General features: G+C 60.7%; 22 protein-coding genes. 14 read left to right on the top strand and 8 right to left on the bottom strand.

The window, feature by feature from the left end; translation table 11 throughout:
- Positions 1–80 precede the first annotated feature (80 nt).
- Complete coding sequence (locus JJD74_RS09705) at positions 81–692, bottom strand: DUF2796 domain-containing protein (protein ID WP_200613300.1); 612 nt, start codon at positions 690–692, stop codon at positions 81–83.
- 135 nt (positions 693–827) lie between these two features.
- Between JJD74_RS09705 and JJD74_RS09700 the strand changes: the two genes are divergently transcribed.
- Complete coding sequence (locus tag JJD74_RS09700) at positions 828–1187, top strand: hypothetical protein (RefSeq protein WP_200613297.1); 360 nt, start codon at positions 828–830, stop codon at positions 1185–1187.
- A 121-nt stretch (positions 1188–1308) separates the two neighbouring features.
- Here the strand turns inward: JJD74_RS09700 and trxA are convergent, their stop codons facing one another.
- The 3 genes from trxA to JJD74_RS09685 form a co-directional block, all read right to left on the bottom strand.
- A complete protein-coding gene (gene trxA, locus JJD74_RS09695) occupies positions 1309–2181 on the bottom strand; it encodes a thioredoxin (RefSeq protein WP_042561302.1) in 873 nt (290 codons plus the stop codon).
- 169 nt (positions 2182–2350) lie between these two features.
- Positions 2351–3007: a class I SAM-dependent methyltransferase gene (locus JJD74_RS09690; RefSeq protein WP_200613295.1), complete on the bottom strand. Its 657-nt coding sequence runs from the start codon at positions 3005–3007 to the stop codon at positions 2351–2353.
- Complete coding sequence (locus JJD74_RS09685; protein ID WP_042562223.1) at positions 3004–3468, bottom strand: YbaY family lipoprotein; 465 nt, start codon at positions 3466–3468, stop codon at positions 3004–3006. The genes JJD74_RS09690 and JJD74_RS09685 overlap by 4 nt, the downstream gene beginning before the upstream one ends.
- Before the next feature lie 128 nt (positions 3469–3596).
- Here JJD74_RS09685 and nrdR point away from each other — a divergent pair, with 128 nt between their 5' ends.
- The 12 genes from nrdR (at position 3597) to JJD74_RS09625 (ending at position 12320) form a co-directional block, all read left to right on the top strand.
- The gene (gene nrdR / locus JJD74_RS09680) at positions 3597–4061 is read left to right on the top strand and encodes a transcriptional regulator NrdR (RefSeq protein ID WP_007910946.1); all 465 of its coding nucleotides are present in this window, start codon (positions 3597–3599) and stop codon (positions 4059–4061) included.
- Positions 4058–5191, top strand: a complete 1134-nt coding sequence (gene ribD / locus JJD74_RS09675) for a bifunctional diaminohydroxyphosphoribosylaminopyrimidine deaminase/5-amino-6-(5-phosphoribosylamino)uracil reductase RibD (protein ID WP_200613293.1) — start codon at positions 4058–4060, stop codon at positions 5189–5191. Before nrdR ends, ribD begins: the two co-directional genes overlap by 4 nt.
- Positions 5192–5238: 47 nt before the next feature.
- Complete coding sequence (locus JJD74_RS09670; RefSeq protein ID WP_042561299.1) at positions 5239–5904, top strand: riboflavin synthase; 666 nt, start codon at positions 5239–5241, stop codon at positions 5902–5904.
- Between the two features lie 16 nt (positions 5905–5920).
- Positions 5921–7012, top strand: coding sequence for a bifunctional 3,4-dihydroxy-2-butanone-4-phosphate synthase/GTP cyclohydrolase II (gene ribBA / locus JJD74_RS09665; protein ID WP_115146467.1), 1092 nt, complete (start codon positions 5921–5923; stop codon positions 7010–7012).
- A 91-nt stretch (positions 7013–7103) separates the two neighbouring features.
- Positions 7104–7580, top strand: a complete 477-nt coding sequence (ribH, locus tag JJD74_RS09660; protein WP_003228649.1) for a 6,7-dimethyl-8-ribityllumazine synthase — start codon at positions 7104–7106, stop codon at positions 7578–7580.
- Positions 7577–8077 (top strand): transcription antitermination factor NusB, encoded by a 501-nt coding sequence (nusB, locus tag JJD74_RS09655; protein WP_047303669.1) that lies wholly within the window; start codon positions 7577–7579, stop codon positions 8075–8077. The genes ribH and nusB overlap by 4 nt, the downstream gene beginning before the upstream one ends.
- A gap of 17 nt (positions 8078–8094) precedes the next feature.
- Positions 8095–9060 carry a thiamine-phosphate kinase gene (thiL, locus tag JJD74_RS09650; RefSeq protein ID WP_200613291.1) on the top strand — a complete coding sequence of 322 codons (966 nt, stop codon included), beginning with the start codon at positions 8095–8097 and terminating at the stop codon, positions 9058–9060.
- The gene (locus tag JJD74_RS09645) at positions 9057–9560 is read left to right on the top strand and encodes a phosphatidylglycerophosphatase A family protein (protein ID WP_011336134.1); all 504 of its coding nucleotides are present in this window, start codon (positions 9057–9059) and stop codon (positions 9558–9560) included. Before thiL ends, JJD74_RS09645 begins: the two co-directional genes overlap by 4 nt.
- A 34-nt stretch (positions 9561–9594) precedes the next feature.
- Positions 9595–10332, top strand: coding sequence for a substrate-binding periplasmic protein (locus tag JJD74_RS09640; RefSeq protein ID WP_200613289.1), 738 nt, complete (start codon positions 9595–9597; stop codon positions 10330–10332).
- 154 nt (positions 10333–10486) lie between these two features.
- Entirely contained in the window at positions 10487–11104 is a 618-nt protein-coding gene (gene ribA / locus JJD74_RS09635) for a GTP cyclohydrolase II (protein ID WP_042561294.1), read from the top strand.
- Positions 11101–11520: a hypothetical protein gene (locus JJD74_RS09630; RefSeq protein WP_042561293.1), complete on the top strand. Its 420-nt coding sequence runs from the start codon at positions 11101–11103 to the stop codon at positions 11518–11520. Before ribA ends, JJD74_RS09630 begins: the two co-directional genes overlap by 4 nt.
- Positions 11520–12320, top strand: a complete 801-nt coding sequence (locus JJD74_RS09625; protein ID WP_200613287.1) for a cobalamin-binding protein — start codon at positions 11520–11522, stop codon at positions 12318–12320. The genes JJD74_RS09630 and JJD74_RS09625 overlap by 1 nt, the downstream gene beginning before the upstream one ends.
- 108 nt (positions 12321–12428) lie before the next feature.
- Here the strand turns inward: JJD74_RS09625 and JJD74_RS09620 are convergent, their stop codons facing one another.
- The 4 genes from JJD74_RS09620 to JJD74_RS09605 all read right to left on the bottom strand — a co-directional run bounded on the left by JJD74_RS09620 (position 12429) and on the right by JJD74_RS09605 (position 17571).
- Positions 12429–14315: a TonB-dependent receptor domain-containing protein gene (locus JJD74_RS09620; RefSeq protein ID WP_200613285.1), complete on the bottom strand. Its 1887-nt coding sequence runs from the start codon at positions 14313–14315 to the stop codon at positions 12429–12431.
- A 139-nt stretch (positions 14316–14454) separates the two neighbouring features.
- Positions 14455–16353 carry a 1-deoxy-D-xylulose-5-phosphate synthase gene (gene dxs / locus JJD74_RS09615; protein ID WP_042561290.1) on the bottom strand — a complete coding sequence of 633 codons (1899 nt, stop codon included), beginning with the start codon at positions 16351–16353 and terminating at the stop codon, positions 14455–14457.
- Positions 16354–16444: 91 nt separating this feature from the next.
- Entirely contained in the window at positions 16445–17332 is an 888-nt protein-coding gene (ispA, locus tag JJD74_RS09610; RefSeq protein WP_042561289.1) for a (2E,6E)-farnesyl diphosphate synthase, read from the bottom strand.
- Positions 17329–17571 carry an exodeoxyribonuclease VII small subunit gene (locus tag JJD74_RS09605; protein ID WP_003228627.1) on the bottom strand — a complete coding sequence of 81 codons (243 nt, stop codon included), beginning with the start codon at positions 17569–17571 and terminating at the stop codon, positions 17329–17331. The genes ispA and JJD74_RS09605 overlap by 4 nt, the downstream gene beginning before the upstream one ends.
- A gap of 380 nt (positions 17572–17951) precedes the next feature.
- On the opposite strand from JJD74_RS09605, the gene JJD74_RS09600 reads away from it, so the two are divergent.
- Positions 17952–18743 (top strand): YfaP family protein, encoded by a 792-nt coding sequence (locus tag JJD74_RS09600; RefSeq protein WP_200613282.1) that lies wholly within the window; start codon positions 17952–17954, stop codon positions 18741–18743.
- The last annotated feature ends 31 nt before the right edge of the window (positions 18744–18774 follow it).

Here is an 18774-nt window from a genome sequence, read left to right as displayed (position 1 = left end):
GATCTTTTGATCTTGCTTCAAAAGCCCAGGATCAAAAGATCGCAGCCTTCGGCAGCTCCTACAGGGGATTTTCGGTGTTTTTAGAATTTCAGCGAGGCAGCCTTCGCCGTCACTTCCGTACCTTGCTGGCCGCTTGCGCTGATCAGTTGTACCTGAATTTTCTGAGTCGCCGGGAAGGTGTTGAAGATATTCGCCAGATCCAGCGTTTTCAGTGCGCCCGGAGTCGCGCAGCTGAACTGATAGTGCGCGTGGATTTCGCTGTGGTCGTGGTGATGCTCGTGGCTGTCCTTGCCCGCGTCATCGTCGTCGTGGTCGTGGTCGTGGTCGTCAGCATCCGGCTTGTCGCCGAACAGTGGGCTTTCCAGTTCCTGACTGACCACTTTGCAACCCGCAGCGGCTGGCAGGTTAAACAGGGCCAATGGCTTTTCAAGCTGCGCACGGGCGGCGGCAACCTGGGCCTTGTCGGCGTCCGTGGTGGCGGCATGTTCGAAGCCCACCAGATTCATCGCCGGGCTTTCCAGCTCAAGTTCCAGCGTCTGGCCATCCAGTGCCGCGTTGAGACGGCCAACGCCATGTTCATGTGCACCGAGGCTACCGTGTTCATGGTCGTGATCGTGGTCATGCTCATTGGCAGCATGGGCGATGGCCAGCGGCAACAGGGCAAACGGCAAAGCGAGCAGCAGACGGCGCATGACGGTCTCCGAACAGTAAAATGAAAAGTTTGTTATGTAATCTTATAACGAAAGTGCGCAGAGTTTGCCCGTGCGCTTGGCGTTACACAAGTCCCGTGGGAGCATGCAGGTCAGAAATGTGCGGGAGCGAACTCAATGTTGCGGATACGCGGAACCGTCGGCGATGTGCCGGTGGATTTGACGGTGGAACTGGATGACAGCGATTGGGCCAGGCTCGGTTCGGCCTTGAATGCGCAGGCGCCGATTGCTCAACCTGAAGGCATTGCGACGATGCCAGCGGCGAAACCGCTGAACCAGGACGATGCCTTGTGGCAGCTCGCCAAGGATCTGTTGCGCAAGGCCGGGCAACTCAGCGGGCCGGACCTGCTGGAACAGCTCGAAGGGCTGACCGGCAGCGCGGTATCAGGCAAGCGCCTGCTGGTACGACTGCGACACAGTGCGGATGTGAAGGTAATGAGCGGCGGGGATACGCCGCTTTACAGCTGGGTAGAGTAGCGCGCAAAAAGCAAAAGATCGCAGCCTGCGGCAGCTCCTGCAGGTTCAGCGTTCACCCGCAAAACGGGTGGCAACTGCGATCCCCCTGTAGGCGCTGCGGCACGCTGCGATCTTTTGATCTTCAGTAAAGCGCAGCAAACATCTTGCGACGGTAAACAGTCACCAGCGGATGCTCGTTGCCCAACAACTCGAAAACCTGCAACAACGTCTTGTGCGGCAGCCCCTCGCCATAGCTGCGATTGCGGATAAACAACTTGAGCAAGGCATCCAGCGCCGCTTCATATTGCTGACGCGCCAGTTGCTGGATCGACAATTGATACACGGCTTCGTCGTCCTGCGGATCTTTCGCCAGACGTGCTTTGAGGTCGGCGGCGTCCGGCAGATCGCGGGCAAGGCCGAGGAACTTGATCTGGGCCTTGGCCCCGGCCAGTGCGGCTTTGTGCTCATCGCTCTTGACCGCATCAAGCACGGTTTGCGCTTCGTCCAGTTCACCACGTTCAGTCAGGCAACGTGCATAGAGAATCAGCGCCTTGGCGTTGGTGTTGTCCTCGTTAAGCATCACCACCAGCGCCGCTTCGGCATCTGCGTAGCGACCGTCATCGAACAGCGCCTGAGCCTGTTCGAACGGATCGGCTGCGGCTGGCGGCGGCATCTGCACATGCGGTTCGAGCAAGGCGCGCACGGCGGATTCCGGTTGCGCGCCGGCAAAACCGTCCACCGGTTGACCGTCCTTGAACAGCACCACGGTCGGCAGGCTGCGAATGCCGAAACGGGCGACGATGTCTTGCTCGATATCGCAATTGACCTTGGCCAGCAGCAGCTCGCCCTGATAGCTCTCGGCAATGCCCTGCAGCATCGGCATCAACGCCTTGCACGGCGCGCACCACTCGGCCCAGAAATCCACCAGCACCGGTTTGTTGAAAGAAGCCTCGATCACCGACTGGTCGAAATCGGCAGTCGTGGCGTCGAAGATGTACGGCGTTTGCTGACTCATGGGGAATCTCGTAAAAGCGTGGATGGGGCAACTATACGGCTTGGTGGGGTGTGGCCGGAAGCGGGGTGGGTTTTGAGATATGTGTCGCCTGCAAGGACGCTTTCGCGAGCAGGCTCGCTCCCACCCTGGAATGCATTCCCCTGTGGGAGCGAGCCTGCTCGCGAAGCTTTTAGTCACGTCGCGCATGGTAGAGGCTGACATGCCGAAATTCTTCCGGCTCAGCCAGATCCGGCAAAGTCATCGCCTCTAGCATCTCAATGCGTTCATACAACGGATGGCGAAAATCCCGGACCCGCGAATCCGCCACCAATGCCTCGCGGCCACGGCTGAGAAACGCATCCAGCAACGGCAGATTCGCCCGGTCGTACAACACATCCGCGACCAGGATCAGATCAAAGCGATCCGCCTCGGCAAAGAAGTCCGTCGAATAACTCATCTGCACATCATTGAGCGCGGCATTCGCCCGACAGGCGGCAATCGCCAGCTGATCGAGATCACAGGCCACCACTTCCAGCGCGCCGGCCTTCACCGCCGCAATACCGGCGATGCCGGAACCGGCGCCGAAATCCAGCACGCGCTTGCCGCGCACCCATTCGGGAAACTCAGCCAGATAGCGCGCCACCGCCAGACCGCTGGCCCAGCAAAAGCTCCAGTACGGCGGCTCATGCAGGATTCGCTGGGTTTCTTCCTGGCTGAATTCGCGCGCCATGTTGTCGCCGTCGATCAGCCAGAGCTGTAAATCAGTCCCGGGCAACGCGCAGGCCTTGAGTCTGGCGTCGCCGAGCAATTCACCCAATGCCTGTTGCAGGTCGAGCGGTGCATTCATGGTGCTTTGACGAATTGCAACTGGCCCAACGCCTGCGTGGTCGGCTGGGTGATGGTTTGCGACGGTAGATGCAGGATCAGTTGGCCGGACTGACTCGCCCGGCCACGCAGCTCAACCCGCGCCCCCGCTGGAAAGGCCTCGGGATTGAAACGCACGTGGAATGGCAGGATCTGGTTGTTGCCGATCAGGCTGGAACTGGCGAGCAGTTGTTGCGGGCGATCCTTTGCATCGATCACCAGCAGCGCCAGTTCGACTTCGGCACCGGCCGGCACACCTTGCAGGGTGCCGCTCAGTTCGCGTTGATGGGCTGGCAGCGGGCCGAGGGCGGCGGCCTGATTGGCTTTTTTCTGCGCCTGCTGCGGCGCCGGCCCTGGTGTGGGCGGTTGAGGCTTGGGCGCATCGCTGCCACAGGCCACCAGCAGGCTGAAAAGACTGAGCAAAACGAGCGGACGTAAAGGCATTGGCAGCTCCGGCAAAATGAAATCCATGGATCAAACGATCATGCCCGTCTGTATACCGCAAACCCTATGTCTTGTCTTGCCACCGGGATGCGCTACCATGGCCCTCCCTTTTTTTGTTGCCAGCCACCATGCACTGTCCCTTCTGCGGTGCCAACGACACCAAGGTCATCGACTCGCGTCTGGTCGCCGAGGGCGAACAGGTGCGCCGCCGGCGTGAATGCCTGGCCTGCGGCGAACGTTTCACGACATTCGAGACGGCCGAACTGGTGTTGCCGCGCCTGATCAAAACCGATGGCAGCCGCCAACCGTTCGACGAAGAAAAACTGCGCGCGGGCATGCAACGCGCTCTGGAGAAACGTCCGGTGAGCGTCGAGCGCCTCGAATCCTCTCTGGTCCACATCAAGCACAAGCTGCGCGCCACCGGCGAGCGCGAGGTCAAATCCCTCGTGGTCGGCGAACTGGTCATGGCCGAGCTGCAAAAGCTTGATGAAGTCGCCTACATCCGTTTCGCTTCGGTGTACAAGCGCTTCCAGGACCTCAACGAGTTCCGCGAAGAAATCGACCGCCTCGCCCGCGAACCGGTGAAAGAATGACCAACGTCGCCGAGCAGGCCATCCTCGACGCCCATTTCATGGCGCGTGCGCTGGAACTGGCGCGCAAAGGTCACTACACCACGCACCCCAATCCGCGGGTTGGCTGCGTGATCGTGAAGGACGGGCAGATTGTCGGCGAAGGCTGGCACGAGCGCGCCGGCGAACCTCACGCCGAAGTCCACGCCTTGCGCGCCGCCGGTGAACTGGCCCGCGGCGCTACGGCATACGTCACCCTCGAGCCTTGCAGCCACCATGGGCGCACGCCGCCGTGCGCCGATGCGCTGGTCATTGCCGGTGTCGGCCGAGTGGTTGCGGCAATGCGTGATCCGAATCCGCAAGTGGCCGGGCGCGGTTTGCAGCGTCTGGCCGATGCCGGCATTGCGACTGAAAGCGGCGTGCTGGAAGCCGAAGCGCGCAGGCTCAATCACGGATTTTTGAAGCGCATGGAGCACGGCTTGCCGTTCGTGCGAGTCAAGTTGGCCATGAGTCTGGACGGTCGCACGGCGATGGAAAGCGGCGAGAGCCAGTGGATCACCGGCCCGTCCGCGCGTTCGGCGGTGCAGCGTTTGCGTGCTCAGGCGGCCGTGGTGCTGACCGGCGCCGATACCGTGCTGGCCGATGGCGCGCGCTTGACGGTTCGCGCCGACGAACTGGGTCTGGATGCCGAACAAACCGCATTGGCCATGAGCCGCCCGCCGCTGCGGGTTTTGATCGACGGGCGTCTGCGGGTGCCGCTTGATGCGCCGTTCTTCAAGGCTGGCCCGGCGCTGGTCGCGACCTGCATGGCCGTCGAAGAGCAATACGCCAACGGCCCGGAATGTTTGATCGTGCCGGGTGATGACGGTCAGGTCGACCTGCATCAATTGCTGGTCGAATTGGCCAACCGTGACGTCAACGAGGTGCTGGTCGAGGCCGGTCCGCGTTTGGCGGGGGCGTTTGCCCAGCTCGGTCTGGTCGATGAGTTCGTGATCTTTATCGCCGGCAAGTTCCTTGGCTCCACGGCGCGTCCATTGCTGGACTGGCCGCTGGCCTATATGAAGGATGCGCCGGAGCTGAAAATCACTGAAATTCGTGCGGTGGGCGATGACTGGCGAGTCACTGCCATCCCTGTCCTTACGGCGAGCGTATAATTCCCGGCCATCGCGTTAGCGCTGGCTTCGTTCTCAAGGAGAACCCCATGTTTACCGGCATCATCGAATCCATCGGCAGCATCCGTGCAATGACCCCAAAGGGCGGCGATGTACGGGTGCATGTTGAAACCGGCAAGCTCGACCTGAGCGACGTCAAACTCGGCGACAGCATCGCGGTCAACGGCGTCTGCCTGACGGCTGTCGAGCTGCCGGGCAACGGCTTTGCTGCCGACGTCAGCCGCGAAACGCTGGACTGCACCGCCATGAATGACCTGAAAAGCGGCAGCCCGGTCAATCTGGAAAAAGCCCTGACCCCCACCACCCGTCTCGGTGGTCACCTGGTCAGCGGTCACGTCGACGGTGTCGGCGAAATCGTCTCCCGCGCCGATAATGCCCGCGCCGTGGAGTTTCGTATCCGCGCACCGAAAGAACTGGCCAAGTACATCGCCCATAAAGGCTCGATCACCGTCGACGGCACCAGCCTGACCGTGAACGCAGTCGATGGCGCCGAGTTCATGCTCACGATCATTCCGCACACCCTGAGCGAAACCATCATGGCTTCCTACAAGCCGGGTCGTCGGGTGAACCTGGAGGTCGACTTGCTGGCGCGTTATCTGGAGCGCCTGCTGTTGGGCGACAAAGCCGCAGAGCCGAGCGCTGGTGGCACGATTACCGAAAGCTTTCTGGCCGCCAACGGCTACCTCAATTCCTGACTGAAGGGGGTGCCTTGTGGCGCTCAATAGCATCGAAGAACTGGTTGAAGACATCCGCCAAGGCAAGATGGTCATCCTCATGGATGACGAAGACCGCGAGAACGAAGGCGACCTGATCATGGCCGCCGAGTGCTGCAAGGCCGAACACATCAACTTCATGGCCAAGCACGCCCGTGGCCTGATCTGCATGCCGATGAGCCGCGAGCGCTGCGAACTGTTGAAGCTGCCGCTGATGGCACCACGCAACGGCTCCGGGTTCGGCACCAAGTTCACCGTGTCGATCGAAGCGGCCGAAGGCGTGACCACCGGCATCTCCGCCGCTGACCGTGCACGCACCGTGCAGGCTGCCGCCGCGAAAGACGCCAAGGCTGAAGACATCGTCAGCCCCGGCCACATCTTCCCGCTGATGGCTCAGGCTGGCGGCACCCTGGCGCGCGCCGGTCACACTGAAGCCGCTTGCGACCTGGCGCGCATGGCCGGTTTCGAGCCAAGCGGCGTGATCTGCGAAGTGATGAACGACGACGGCACCATGTCCCGTCGCACTGAGCTGGAAGCGTTCGCCGCTGAACACAACATCAAGATCGGCACCATTGCCGACCTGATTCACTACCGGATGATCCACGAACGTACCGTTCAGCGGATTGCCGAGCAGCCACTGGACAGCGAACTGGGCCAATTCAACCTGGTGACCTATCGTGATTCGGTGGAAGGTGACGTGCACATGGCCCTCACGCTGGGCACTGTTTGCGCTGAAGAGCCAACCCTGGTTCGCGTGCACAACATGGACCCGCTGCGCGATCTGTTGATGGTCAAGCAGCCTGGTCGCTGGAGCCTGCGCGCCGCCATGGCTGCCGTTTCCGAGGCCGGCAGCGGCGTGGTGCTGTTGCTGGGTCACCCACTGGATGGCGACGTGTTGCTGGCGCATATTCGTGAAACCGGCGATCAGATGCCGGCGAAAAAACCGACCACTTACAGCATCGTCGGTGCCGGTTCGCAGATCCTGCGTGACCTCGGTGTGCGCAAAATGCGCCTGATGTCGGCACCCATGAAATTTAATGCGATATCCGGTTTCGATCTGGAAGTTGTAGAATACGTGCCCTCCGAATAATGACCGGTTGTTTCCGGCCCTAAATTCGCGGCAAATAAATCACTGAGGGACGCGTAGCAGACGCGTCCCGGCTCTTTAAGAGAACTGACGAATGACCCTGAAGACCATCGAAGGTACCTTCATCGCCCCTAAAGGCCGCTACGCTTTGGTAGTGGGCCGTTTCAACAGCTTCGTTGTTGAAAGCCTGGTCAGCGGTGCAGTTGATGCCCTGGTTCGCCACGGCGTGAGCGAAAGCGACATCACCATCATCCGCGCTCCTGGCGCCTTCGAAATCCCGCTGGTTGCGCAGAAAGTCGCTCAGAAAGGCGAGTTCGCAGCAATCATCGCCCTCGGCGCGGTCATTCGTGGCGGTACTCCGCACTTCGAATACGTGGCAGGCGAGTGCACCAAGGGCCTGGCCCAGGTGTCCATGGAGTTCGGCGTTCCGGTTGCGTTCGGCGTCCTGACCGTTGATTCCATCGAGCAAGCCATCGAACGTTCCGGCACCAAGGCCGGTAACAAAGGTGCTGAAGCTGCCCTGTCCGCACTGGAAATGGTCAGCTTGCTGGCACAGTTGGAGGCCAAGTGATTAGCGACGAAAGCGATCGTTTCAACCCGCGCGACCCTCGTCCAGCGGACGCCGGCAAGCCTTCGAAAAGCGAAAAGCGCCGCGCTGCCCGTCAGTTGGCGACTCAGGCTTTGTACCAGCGGCTTCTGGCCGGCACTTCGCTGAACGAAATCGAAGCGCAGTTTCGCGTCGACAACGATTTTACCTTTGCCGATGCCAGCTACTTCCACGACATCCTGCACGGTGTTCCGGCCAACCAGACCGAGATCGACACTGCGTTGGCGCCGTGCCTGGACCTGACCATCGAAGAGCTGGACCCAGTTGAGCTGTGCGTGCTGCGCCTGTCCACCTGGGAGCTGCTCAAGCGCGTCGACGTGCCGTACCGTGTGGTGATCAACGAAGGCATCGAACTGGCGAAAGTCTACGGTTCGACCGACGGCCACAAGTTCGTCAACGGTGTGCTCGACAAGCTGGCCCCGCGTCTGCGTGAAGCTGAAGTGAAGGCGTTCAAGCGCTGATACGCGCTTGATATCCAATGGGCGAGTTTGAGCTGATCCGCAATTTCTTCGCCGCCGCGCCTTGTGCGCAGGGCGGCGAGGGCGTTGCTCTCGGGATCGGCGACGACTGCGCCTTGCTGGCGGTTCCCCCCGGGGAACAGCTGGCAATCTCCACCGATACGCTAGTGGCCGGCGTGCATTTTGCCGATCCTTGCGATCCGTATCTGCTCGGTCAGCGCTCGCTGGCCGTTGCGGTCAGCGATCTGGCCGCCATGGGCGCTACGCCCATTGCCTTTACCCTTGCCCTGACTGTGCCGACGGTGACCGCCGATTGGCTGCAAGCCTATGCCCGCGGTTTGAACCGCATGGCGCAGAGCTGCGGCGTGGCCCTGGTCGGTGGCGACACCACGCGCGGGCCGTTGAGTCTGACCGTCACTGTGTTCGGCCGCGTCCCCACCGGACTGGCCTTGACCCGCAGTGGCGCGCAGCCAGGTGATTTGCTGTGTGTCGGCGGTGAACTAGGCAATGCCGCTGGTGCATTGCCGCTGGTGTTGGGCCAGCGGGACGCCGCGCCGGACATCGCCCAGCCGCTGCTCGGTCACTACTGGTCACCGCAACCGCAACTCGCTCTCGGTCAGGCGCTGCGCGGCAAAGCCACGTCGGCGCTGGATATCTCCGACGGTTTGCTCGCCGATTGCGGGCATATCGCGTTGGCGTCGAAGGTGCGACTTCAAATTGAACGTGAGCGTGTACCGCTGTCGGATGCACTAGTGGCGTTTCTTGGTCAGCGCGGTGCCGAGCGTGCGGCGCTGAGCGGTGGCGATGATTACGTGCTGGCCTTTACGTTACCGTCCGTCGAGTTACCGGCACTGTTGGCCGATGGTTGGCCGATCCATGTTATCGGTCGTGTGGCAGAGGGGCAGGGCGTGGCGCTACTGGACCGCGAAGGGCACGACATCACCCCGCAAATCCGGGGCTATCAACATTTTCAGGAGTCACCGTGACAGATCACCCGAAACAGGTTCCGGCCGAATTCGTTCCGCCTTCTGTCTGGCGCAATCCCTGGCATTTCCTTGCCTTTGGCTTCGGTTCGGGCACCTTGCCCAAAGCACCAGGCACGTGGGGTTCGCTCGTTGCGCTACCCTTTATCCCGTTGTGGCAGATGTTGCCTGACTGGGGGTACTGGCTGATGCTCGGCATCACCATGCTGTTCGGCTTCTGGCTGTGCGGCAAGGTGGCCGACGATCTGCGCGTGCACGACCACGAAGGCATCGTCTGGGACGAAATGGTCGGGATGTGGATTACCCTGTGGCTGGTGCCGGAAGGCTGGTACTGGTTGCTCGCGGGTTTCCTGGTGTTCCGCTTCTTCGACATTCTCAAGCCGTGGCCGATCCGCTGGATCGACCGGCATGTTCATGGCGGTGTCGGCATCATGCTCGACGACGTGCTGGCTGGCGTGTTCGCTTGGCTGGCGATGCAGGGGCTGGTGTGGGTATTTGCCTGATTCGAGGGTTGTCAGGTTAGAGAGGGTACTAAGGATGTCTCGGCGCTGGTTGGCAGGAGTGGTTTTGGCGGTGCTGGGCACTGTCGCCAGTGCGCAGGAAGCCGCGCCGATGCCCTCGGTGATTCATCTGGCCAGCGAAGTCTGGGAAGACTACACCGCTGCCGATGGCCATGGTCTTGCCTGGGATGTGATGCGTAAGGTGTTCGAGCCGGTCGGGGTAAAACTCGATATTCGCAGCGAACCCTATACCCGTTCTGTAGGGCTGGCGCAGCGTGCAGAAGTCGATGCTTGCGTGGGCTCCTATCACGAAGAGTTCAGTGATCTGCTCTATCCGCGCTGGAATTTCGATATCGATCACATCTATGCGCTGGGCCTTGCCAGCAACCCGGCGCCAACGCCGGAAACGTTGGGCAGCTATCGACTGGCCTGGGTGCGCGGCTACGATTACCAGAACTACCTGCCCAATGTGCAGAGCTTCAACGAAGTCATCCGACGCACCGGAATCCTGTCGATGCTGACCCACAACCGTGCCGACTATTACATCGACGCGCTGACTGAAATCAACTACGTGGTCGGTCGGGCGAGGGATCCGTCGCAGTTTCGCACGACCCATGTTGCCGAGTTGCCGCTGTACCTGTGCTTCGCCAACACCCCCAAGGCGCGCACGTTGATGGCACTGTTCGACAAACGTATGGAGCAATTGGTGAAAAGCGGCGAGCTGAAACCGATTTTCGAGAAGTGGAAGCAGCCGTATCCGTTCGAGCAGCCGTGACGCGGATCGGTCGGTTCGAAACTGAACCCTGTGGGGGAAGTCATCAAACTTTTTGATCGTTATGCCCGATAATTCAGCCTAAGCGTCTGTAGGAACCTGCTGTTACAATGCCGCCCAGCGAATCTTCAGACTTTTTTAGATCAGGAGCACACCGGTGCCTGTCGTTTTTGTTGCCGCTTCCAAGCTGCCAACGCCTTTTGCGCAATTCACCATGCACGGTTTTCTCGACGAAGCCACCGGCCGCGAGCATGTCGTACTGAGCTTGGGTGATTTCACCGACGGTGCCCCGGTACTCGGCCGATTGCATTCTGAATGCCTGACCGGTGATGCCCTGTTCAGCCAGCGCTGCGACTGCGGTTCGCAACTGGAAGGCGCGCTCAAGGCCATCGCTCGCGAAGGTCGTGGTGTATTGCTCTACCTGCGTCAGGAAGGTCGCGGCATCGGTCTGTTGAACAAGATCCGCGCCTATGAATTGCAGGATGGCGGCGCCGATACCGTTGAAGCCAACGAACGTCTGGGTTTTGCCGCCGACCAGCGCGACTACGCCATGTGCCTGCCGATGCTCGAACACTTGGGCGTAAAGGCCCTGCGTCTGATGACCAACAACCCGCGCAAGGTCAAAGCCCTGACCGACATGGGCATCGTCGTCGCCGAGCGCGTGCCGCTGCACACCGGCCACAACCCGCACAACAAACTGTATCTGGCGACCAAGGCCAGCAAGCTCGACCACATGATGGGCAATGAGCATCAGGGTGAGGTAGACAGGGCGTGACTCGCGGTCAGGTAAAGCGTCGCCTCAGCGTCGACTGGTGGAAATACCTGGCGTTAGCGCTGGTGCCGTTGTTCGTGCTGAATGCCGTGTTTGGTCAGGGCGAGGCGATTCTGCCGGTGCTGGCGATGCCGCTGTTCATTGCCGGTGTCGCGTCGATGTTCGTCAGCCTGAAGTATTTTGGCCGCTACAAACATGCGCTGATCGCTACGCAAAAAGCCCTCGATACAGCGGATGAGCCGGCAGCCTGGATCGCCCTCGCGGCAAGCCGCCGAGCGGCATTTCTCGCGGCCGCATTGCCTGCGTGGATCGGTGCACTGGCGGTATTTGTCGGCCTTGAAGCCATACCGCTGATGTTGCTGGCACTGTCCACCGTCGTGCTGTTTTACCTCTACCGTATCCCGCGTCAACTCGGCTGATGCGCCGTCTCTGGCTGGCGGTTCTGCTGCTGGCCATCAATGGCCCTGTATTCGCCGCTCTGCGTGTGGTCAGCCTCGCGCCGTCTCTCTCTGAAATCGTCGTTGAACTGAATTCCGCCGATCTGCTGGTCGGCGTGCTGGATGCGGGCGAGCGGCCTGCTGCGATTGCGAATCTTCCCTCGGTGGGCCGCTATGGCCAACTCGACATGGAGCGTTTGCTCAGTCTCAAACCTGATCTGTTGTTGCTCTGGCCTGGTAGTGTCGGGCCGGCGCAGCGCGATCAGCTCAAGCGGCTGAAGATCCCGACTTACGTCGCTGAATCGCACAGCCTTGAACAGCTTTCTGCGCAGATCGAAGCCATCGCCGGGCAACTGGGCCGGCCCGAGCGTGGGGTGAAACTGGCGGCGGATCTTCGCCAGAAACTCGACCACCTGCGCCAGCGTTATCACCGGGACACGCCGCTTAAGGTGTTCTATCAGGTGTGGGACAAGCCGCTGTATACCGTTGGCGGGGGGCAGATCATCAGCGATGCGCTTGAGGTGTGCGGCGCGCGCAATGTGTTCGGCGACTTGAGCCTGCCGGCGCCGCAAGTCAGCATTGAGGCAGTATTGCAGCGAGATCCCGAGGTGATTCTGGCCAGTGATCAGGCGCAGCTGGATGCGTGGAAGGCATGGCCGCAGGTGGCGGCTGTAAAGCAGGGGGCATTGCTGCTGGTAACCGACAAAGGTCTGGAACGCCCGAGTGGGCAGATGATCGACGCCACCGCCAAGCTCTGCCACCTCATCCAGCCTGACAATTAATCCCTGCAGGAGCTGCCGCAAGCTGCGATCTTTTGATGTTGTTTTAGAAGATCAAAAGATCGCAGCCTGCGGCAGCTCCTACAGGGAGCATCAGCAAATTCAGAAGTTTCAGCGCAGTTCAGGTGTCCAGGTCACCCCAAACATCCAGGCCCGGCCTTCCTCGCGATAACCGTACTGGTTGCCGCCATAGCTGTAGTTTGCGCGGCTGTAACCCTTGTCCAGCAGGTTATCCACCTTCAGATCCAGTTTGATCTCCCGGTTCAGCGCCCAACTGCTGCGCAGACCGAACAACGCGTAACCACCTAGTGTTTGATTGTTGGTCAGGTCGTCATAGCTGCTGCTCACCGCCTGCCAACTGGCACCGACGCTCAGTCGATCAAACTGCCGATCCACATCCCAACTCAACGTCCGCCGTGCTCGTCGTGCCAACGTATGGCCGGTATCACGGTCGCGCGGGTCGATGATCGCCACGCCAAGGTTGCTCTGCCAGCCAAACAATTCCTGCTTCAGCGCCGCTTCAAAGCCGTTGATCCGTGCTGAAGCCACGTTTTCCGGGCGTGAGTTGCTGCCGAAGATGATCGCGTCTTCAAGATCCGTGCGGTACAGCGACGCTTCCAGACGACTGCTTTCACTCAACTGGCTGCGCCATTGCAGCTCGTAGCTTTTCGAGGTTTCCGGTTTCAGGTTTGGGTTGCTGAAATCCGGGTAGTACAGGTCGTTGAAGGTCGGTGCACGAAAGCCTTCGCTGTAGCTGAGCAGCAGATCGTTGTCCGGATTGAGCGGTAGGGTGAATGTGCCGCTCCAGGTGTTCTGACCGCCGAACTGCTGGTTGTCGTCGTGACGCAAACCGAGTTCAGTGGAGAAACTGTCAGCCTGATAACGGTGCTGGATGAACGCGGCGCGGTTCCAGCGGCTGTCCTCGTCGAACGCGGTGCTGCTATTGATCCGGTCTTCGTACCAGTCGCCGCCGAGGATCAGGCTGTTGCGTGCATTCAGTGTCATGTCGTTCTGCCAGTTCACCGAATCGCGGTAAGTGTTGAACACTGTGCGCTCGTCGCTGAGCTTATCCAGTGTCTTTTCGCGGTTTTCGGTGTGGCCGAATTCAATGCGGGTTTTCCAGATATCGTTGACCCGGGCATCGACGTAACTGCTGACGCTGCTAACGTTGAAATCGCTGTAGGGCTGTTGCTGGACCGATTCGAACGTGGTCATGTCGAAGCGTCCGAACGGATTGTCGAACTCGCTTTTGCCACGGTTATCCAGCAGGTTGGCGCCGACTTCGATGTCATCAGTCAGCGCATGGCTGAGGCTCAGGCTCACTGACTTGTTGCGGTAGGCGTCGTGATCGCCGTCGCTCGGGTATGACTCATGGGTACGGTCGATCCCGGCGGTTTCATCCAGGCTGGCGCCAAGGTTGAAGCGGGTTTTGTCGTCGCCACCGGACAGGCCGAGGCTGCGTTCCCAGGTTTGATGGCTGCCGAAGCCGACATGCATGCGTGGTTGCACGCCTTGCTCAGCCCCGCGACGGGTAAAAATCTGAATCACCCCGCCAATCGCATCGCTGCCGTAAATCACCGAGCGCGAACCGCGCAGCACTTCCACGCGTTCGATCTGCTCGATGTTCAGGTGTTGCAGATTGCTGTCACCGGAGGTGGAGCTGCCGATGCGCTGGCCGTCGACCAGCACCAGGCTTTGCGCCGACTGCGTGCCGCGGATATAGACCCCGGGCAAGCTGCCGCGCCCACCGGCTTGCGCCACTTGCACGCCCGGCACGCGACGCAGCAGGTCTGACACATCGCTCGGTTGCAGACGATCAATGTCTTCGCGGGTGAACACGGTGTTGGCGGCGCTGCTGTCATTGCGCGCTTCGACCTGACGGTTGGCGCTGATCAAAACGTCCGGCAGCTTCAGCGCTTGATCCCGCTCGAAGGTGTCGGCGACAGCGCTGGCGGACGGCAGCAGGAAAAAGGGCAGAGCGAGGCGCGAGAGTTTCATGGCAATCCATCGGGAGTATCGGGTATACACAAATCAAATGTGGGAGCGAGCCTGCTCACGAATGCGGTGTATCAGTCAGAAATGATTTGACTGACAGTCCGCTTTCGCGAGCAGGCTCGCTCCCACAAGGGTATTGCGTTTACTTGTTAAGCAATTCCAGACGCTCACGAATCGACGCTTCGATCCCCGCTTCATCCAGCCCGCACTCGGCCAGCATCTGCGCAGGCTTTGCATGCTCGACGTAAACATCGGGCAGGCCCAGATGCAGCATCGACTTGAGGATATTCTCGCGGGCGAGAAATTCGCTGACCGCACCACCGGCGCCGCCCATGATCGCGTTCTCTTCGATGGTCACCAGCAACTCGTGACTGCCGGCAATCTCGCGCACCAAAGCTTCGTCCAGTGGTTTGACGAAGCGCATGTCGACCACTGTCGCATCCAGCTTCTCGGCGACTTTCAGCGCCTCGGCCAGTTGCACGCCGAACACCAGCAGGGCGACTTTGCTGCCCTGACGACGGACGATGCCTTTGCCGATTTCGATCGGTTCGAGGTCTTTCTCGATAGCCGCATTCGGGCCATTGCCGCGCGGGTAACGCACTGCCGCCGGGCCGTTGTACAGGTGACCGGTGGTGAGCATCTGGCGCAGTTCGTTTTCATCGCTCGGGGTCATGATGACCATGCCCGGGATGCAGCGCAGGTAGGACAGGTCGAAGCTGCCGGCGTGGGTCGGGCCGTCTTCGCCGACCAGGCCTGCGCGGTCGATGGCAAATAGCACGTCGAGGTTTTGCACCGCCACATCGTGAACGAGTTGGTCGTAACCGCGCTGGAGGAACGTCGAGTAGATCGCCACGACCGGTTTTGCGCCTTCGCAGGCCATGCCGGCGGCGAACGTCACCGCGTGTTGCTCGGCAATCGCCACGTCGAAATAACGCAGCGGGAAGCGCTCGCTGAATGCCACCAGATCCGAGCCTTCCTTCATCGCCGGGGTAATCCCGACCAGACGCGGGTCAGCCGCGGCCATGTCGCACAGCCATTCGCCGAACACTGCCGAATACTTCGGCCCGCCGGTTTTCTTCGGCGCAGTGGCCGGCGCGTCGACAGGCTCGAGCTTGGTGATGGCGTGGTAACCGATCGGGTCGACTTCCGCCGGGGCGAAGCCTTTGCCTTTCTTGGTGACGATGTGCAGGAATTGCGGGCCCTTCAGGTCACGCATGTTGCGCAGCGTAGCGATCAGGGTCGGCAGATCGTGGCCGTCGATCGGGCCAATGTAGTTCCATCCCAGCTCTTCGAACAGGGTGCCTGGAACCAACATGCCTTTTGCGTATTCTTCGGTGCGACGGGCGATTTCCCAGGCGCCGGGCAGGCGCGACAGCACTTTTTTACTGCCTTCACGCATGCTCGCGTAAGTGCGGCTGGAAAGAATCTTCGCCAGATAGTTCGACAGGCCACCGACGTTGCGCGAGATCGACATGTCGTTGTCATTGAGGATCACCAGCATGTTGGCGTTGACTTCCGGCGCATGGTTCAGCGCCTCGAAGGCCATACCGGCGGTCAATGCGCCGTCGCCGATCACGGCAATCGCCTTGCGATCACTGTTCTGCAGGCGGGCGGCAATCGCCATGCCCAGCGCTGCGCTGATCGACGTGCTGGAGTGGCCAACGCCAAAGGTGTCGTACTCGCTCTCGGCGCGACGCGGGAAAGCGGCGATGCCGTCCTTCTGGCGCAGCGATTCCATGCGCTCACGGCGACCGGTGAGGATCTTGTGCGGATAAGCCTGATGACCAACGTCCCACACCAGCCGGTCGTCCGGGGTGTCGAAGACGTAATGCAACGCGATGGTCAGCTCGATGACGCCCAGACCGGCACCGAAATGCCCACCGGTCTGGCCGACCGTGTAGAGCAATTCCAGGCGCAACTCATCAGCCAGGGTTTCCAGCTCGGCTTCGGCTAACCGGCGCAGGCCGTCCGGCGTATTCGCACGGTCGAGCAGGGGCGTGGTCGGGCGCTTGCGGGGAATCTCATGAAACGTCGTGGGCATCAGGCGAATCGTTATAGGTATAAAAGATGCGGCAGTTTACCTGATGCATCGCCCACTGCCCACGCGTTGATCTTTTTTGGCCGATTCGCCGTCAGCTGCGGCGCTCGACGATATACCGGGCCAGCTCGCGCAACGGCTCGGCTGCCGCGTCAAACGGTCGCAGGGCGTGGAGAGCCTGATCGCGCAGCTCCAGCGCATAAGCCTTGGCCGCGTCCAGGCCGAGCAGCGCCGGGTAGGTCGGCTTGTCCCGGGCGATATCGGCGCCTTGGCGTTTGCCGAGGGTGGCGGTATCGCTTTCGACGTCGAGGATATCGTCCTGCACCTGGAAGGCGAGGCCGATGGCTTGTGCGTAAGTCTGCAAGGATTGCAGTTCATCCGGCTTGGCGCGGCCGCTGGCCAGGGCACCGAGTTTGACGCTGACTTCGATCAGCGCACCGGTCTTGTGTCGGTGCATCAGTTCAAGGGCTTGCTGATCGAGCTTGAGACCGACCGAACCGAGGTCGATGGCTTGACCGCCGACCATGCCGGCCGGGCCTGCGGCCAGTGCGAGCGCACTGACCATCTGCAAACGGATATCGGCGCTCAGGTCGCTCAGGCGCGGATCGAGCAAGGCGCTGAACGCCAGACTCTGCAAGCCGTCACCGGCGAGAATCGCGCAAGCCTCATCGAATTTCTTGTGAGTGGTGGGCTGGCCGCGACGCAGGTCGTCGTCGTCCATCGCCGGTAAATCGTCGTGCACCAGCGAATAGGCGTGGATCAGCTCCACCGCGCAAGCCGCGCCGTTGGCCTGCTCAGCCTTGCCACCGAGGGCTTCGCACGCGGCGTAAGCCAACAGCGGACGCACGCGTTTGCCGCCGTTCATCACGCTGTAGCGCATGGCCTCATAGAGGCGCGCCAGTTCTGGCAACGGGGCGTTGAACAGGCTTTCCAGTGCCGCGTTGACCCGGGCCTGGCTGGTCGCCGAATACGCTGCAATCATTCTGGCTGTTCCGCGTCGAAGGGTTCCTCGGCGAGTTCGCCATCGCGCTCCAGCAGCACTTGCACCTTCTGCTCAGCCTGAGCCAGCGCTGCCTGGCAGTCACGGGTCAGCCCGATGCCCTGCTCGAAAGCGGTCAGCGAGTCTTCCAGCGACAATTCACCGTTCTCCAGACGCTCGACCAATGTTTGCAGGTCGGCGAGGGACTGTTCGAAATCCAGTGCAGCTTTTTTGCGGGCCATGGCGGCAGTTTCCGGTTGACGTTAAACCGGCGCGACACTAGCAGATAGGGGGGGTATGGGCAAATGAGCGGGCTATCTGCGCCCCGTATTTCTGTGGCGAGGGAGCAGGGGGATATAGGGGGATTCCATGAGGGTGACGGTGTATTCGGCTCATTCTGTGAGCCGAATAATTCCGCTATTCGGCTCACGCACAACAAATACGCGTAATTCCTACAGCGATAGCACATGTATCCGATTGTTAAAAAAACGCCGAATGGATAATCTTCGCGCCTTCTAAGACCCGATAGTCACGGGTCTTTCAGACGAAACGCAGTTTCAGAGGCTGTGAAGTACCGAGGATCGGGTGCAAGGTTTCGTTCAGGCATGGCAGGAGGCATTACATGCGTTCATTCATTTTGCTGTTGTTCGGGATGGTTTGCGCACCCGCGCTGCTGGCCGCACCGAGTGCCGAGCTGTCGGAACCGGTGGGTGGCTGGCGTTATCACGGCTTGCTCGATCGCACGGAAAACCCGCAAGTCGCCTATCCGACGCCACCGATCGATCGTGGCATCCAGCGCAATCGCACGATGATCCAGGGCCAGCTCAAAGCCATCGGCCATATGCGCCCGCCGCACAGCCTCGCCGTCAATGGCAATCCGCTGAATCTGTACACCGACGATCAGGGCCGTTTCGCCCGGCCATATGCCTTTGGCGCCGGTTCCAACAGCGTCGAGGTGATCAGCGCCGAGGGCCAGTCGCTCAAGCGCGTGCAATTTTATGAAGCAAATAATTTGCGCACGCCGGCGCGAATTCGTCTTGTCTTGGGGTGGGACGATCCAAAGGCTGAGCTGGATCTGCACATTGTCACGCCCGATGGCCAGCATGCGTTCTGGGCGCGGCCGGCATTGAGCAACGGCGGCGGCCTCGACCCCGACGGCGTCGATGGCCCCGGCCCTGAGATGTTCACCATGACCGCGCCGCTGCACGGCACCTATCTGGTTTACGTCAACTATTGGGGCAATTTCGGCAACGGCGGCTATAACTTCGAGGAGACCAGCAATCAGAACGAGGTGATTACCTCGCAAATCACGCTGGTGCTCAATGAAAACACCGTCGACGAAAAACGCGAGACGTTCATCGTGCCCCTGCGGGCGATTGGTGATCTGCTGCTGGTCAAGACTTTCAACTATTAAGTATCCCGCCATGGATGAAATCGTGAGCGTT

Origin of the sequence: Pseudomonas sp. MF6776, assembly GCF_016613125.1 — a bacterium.
GTDB classification, from domain to species: Bacteria; Pseudomonadota; Gammaproteobacteria; order Pseudomonadales; family Pseudomonadaceae; genus Aquipseudomonas; species Aquipseudomonas iridis.
Note: the sequence above shows the minus strand (reverse complement) of the source record. Positions and strands in the feature narration are given on the sequence as shown.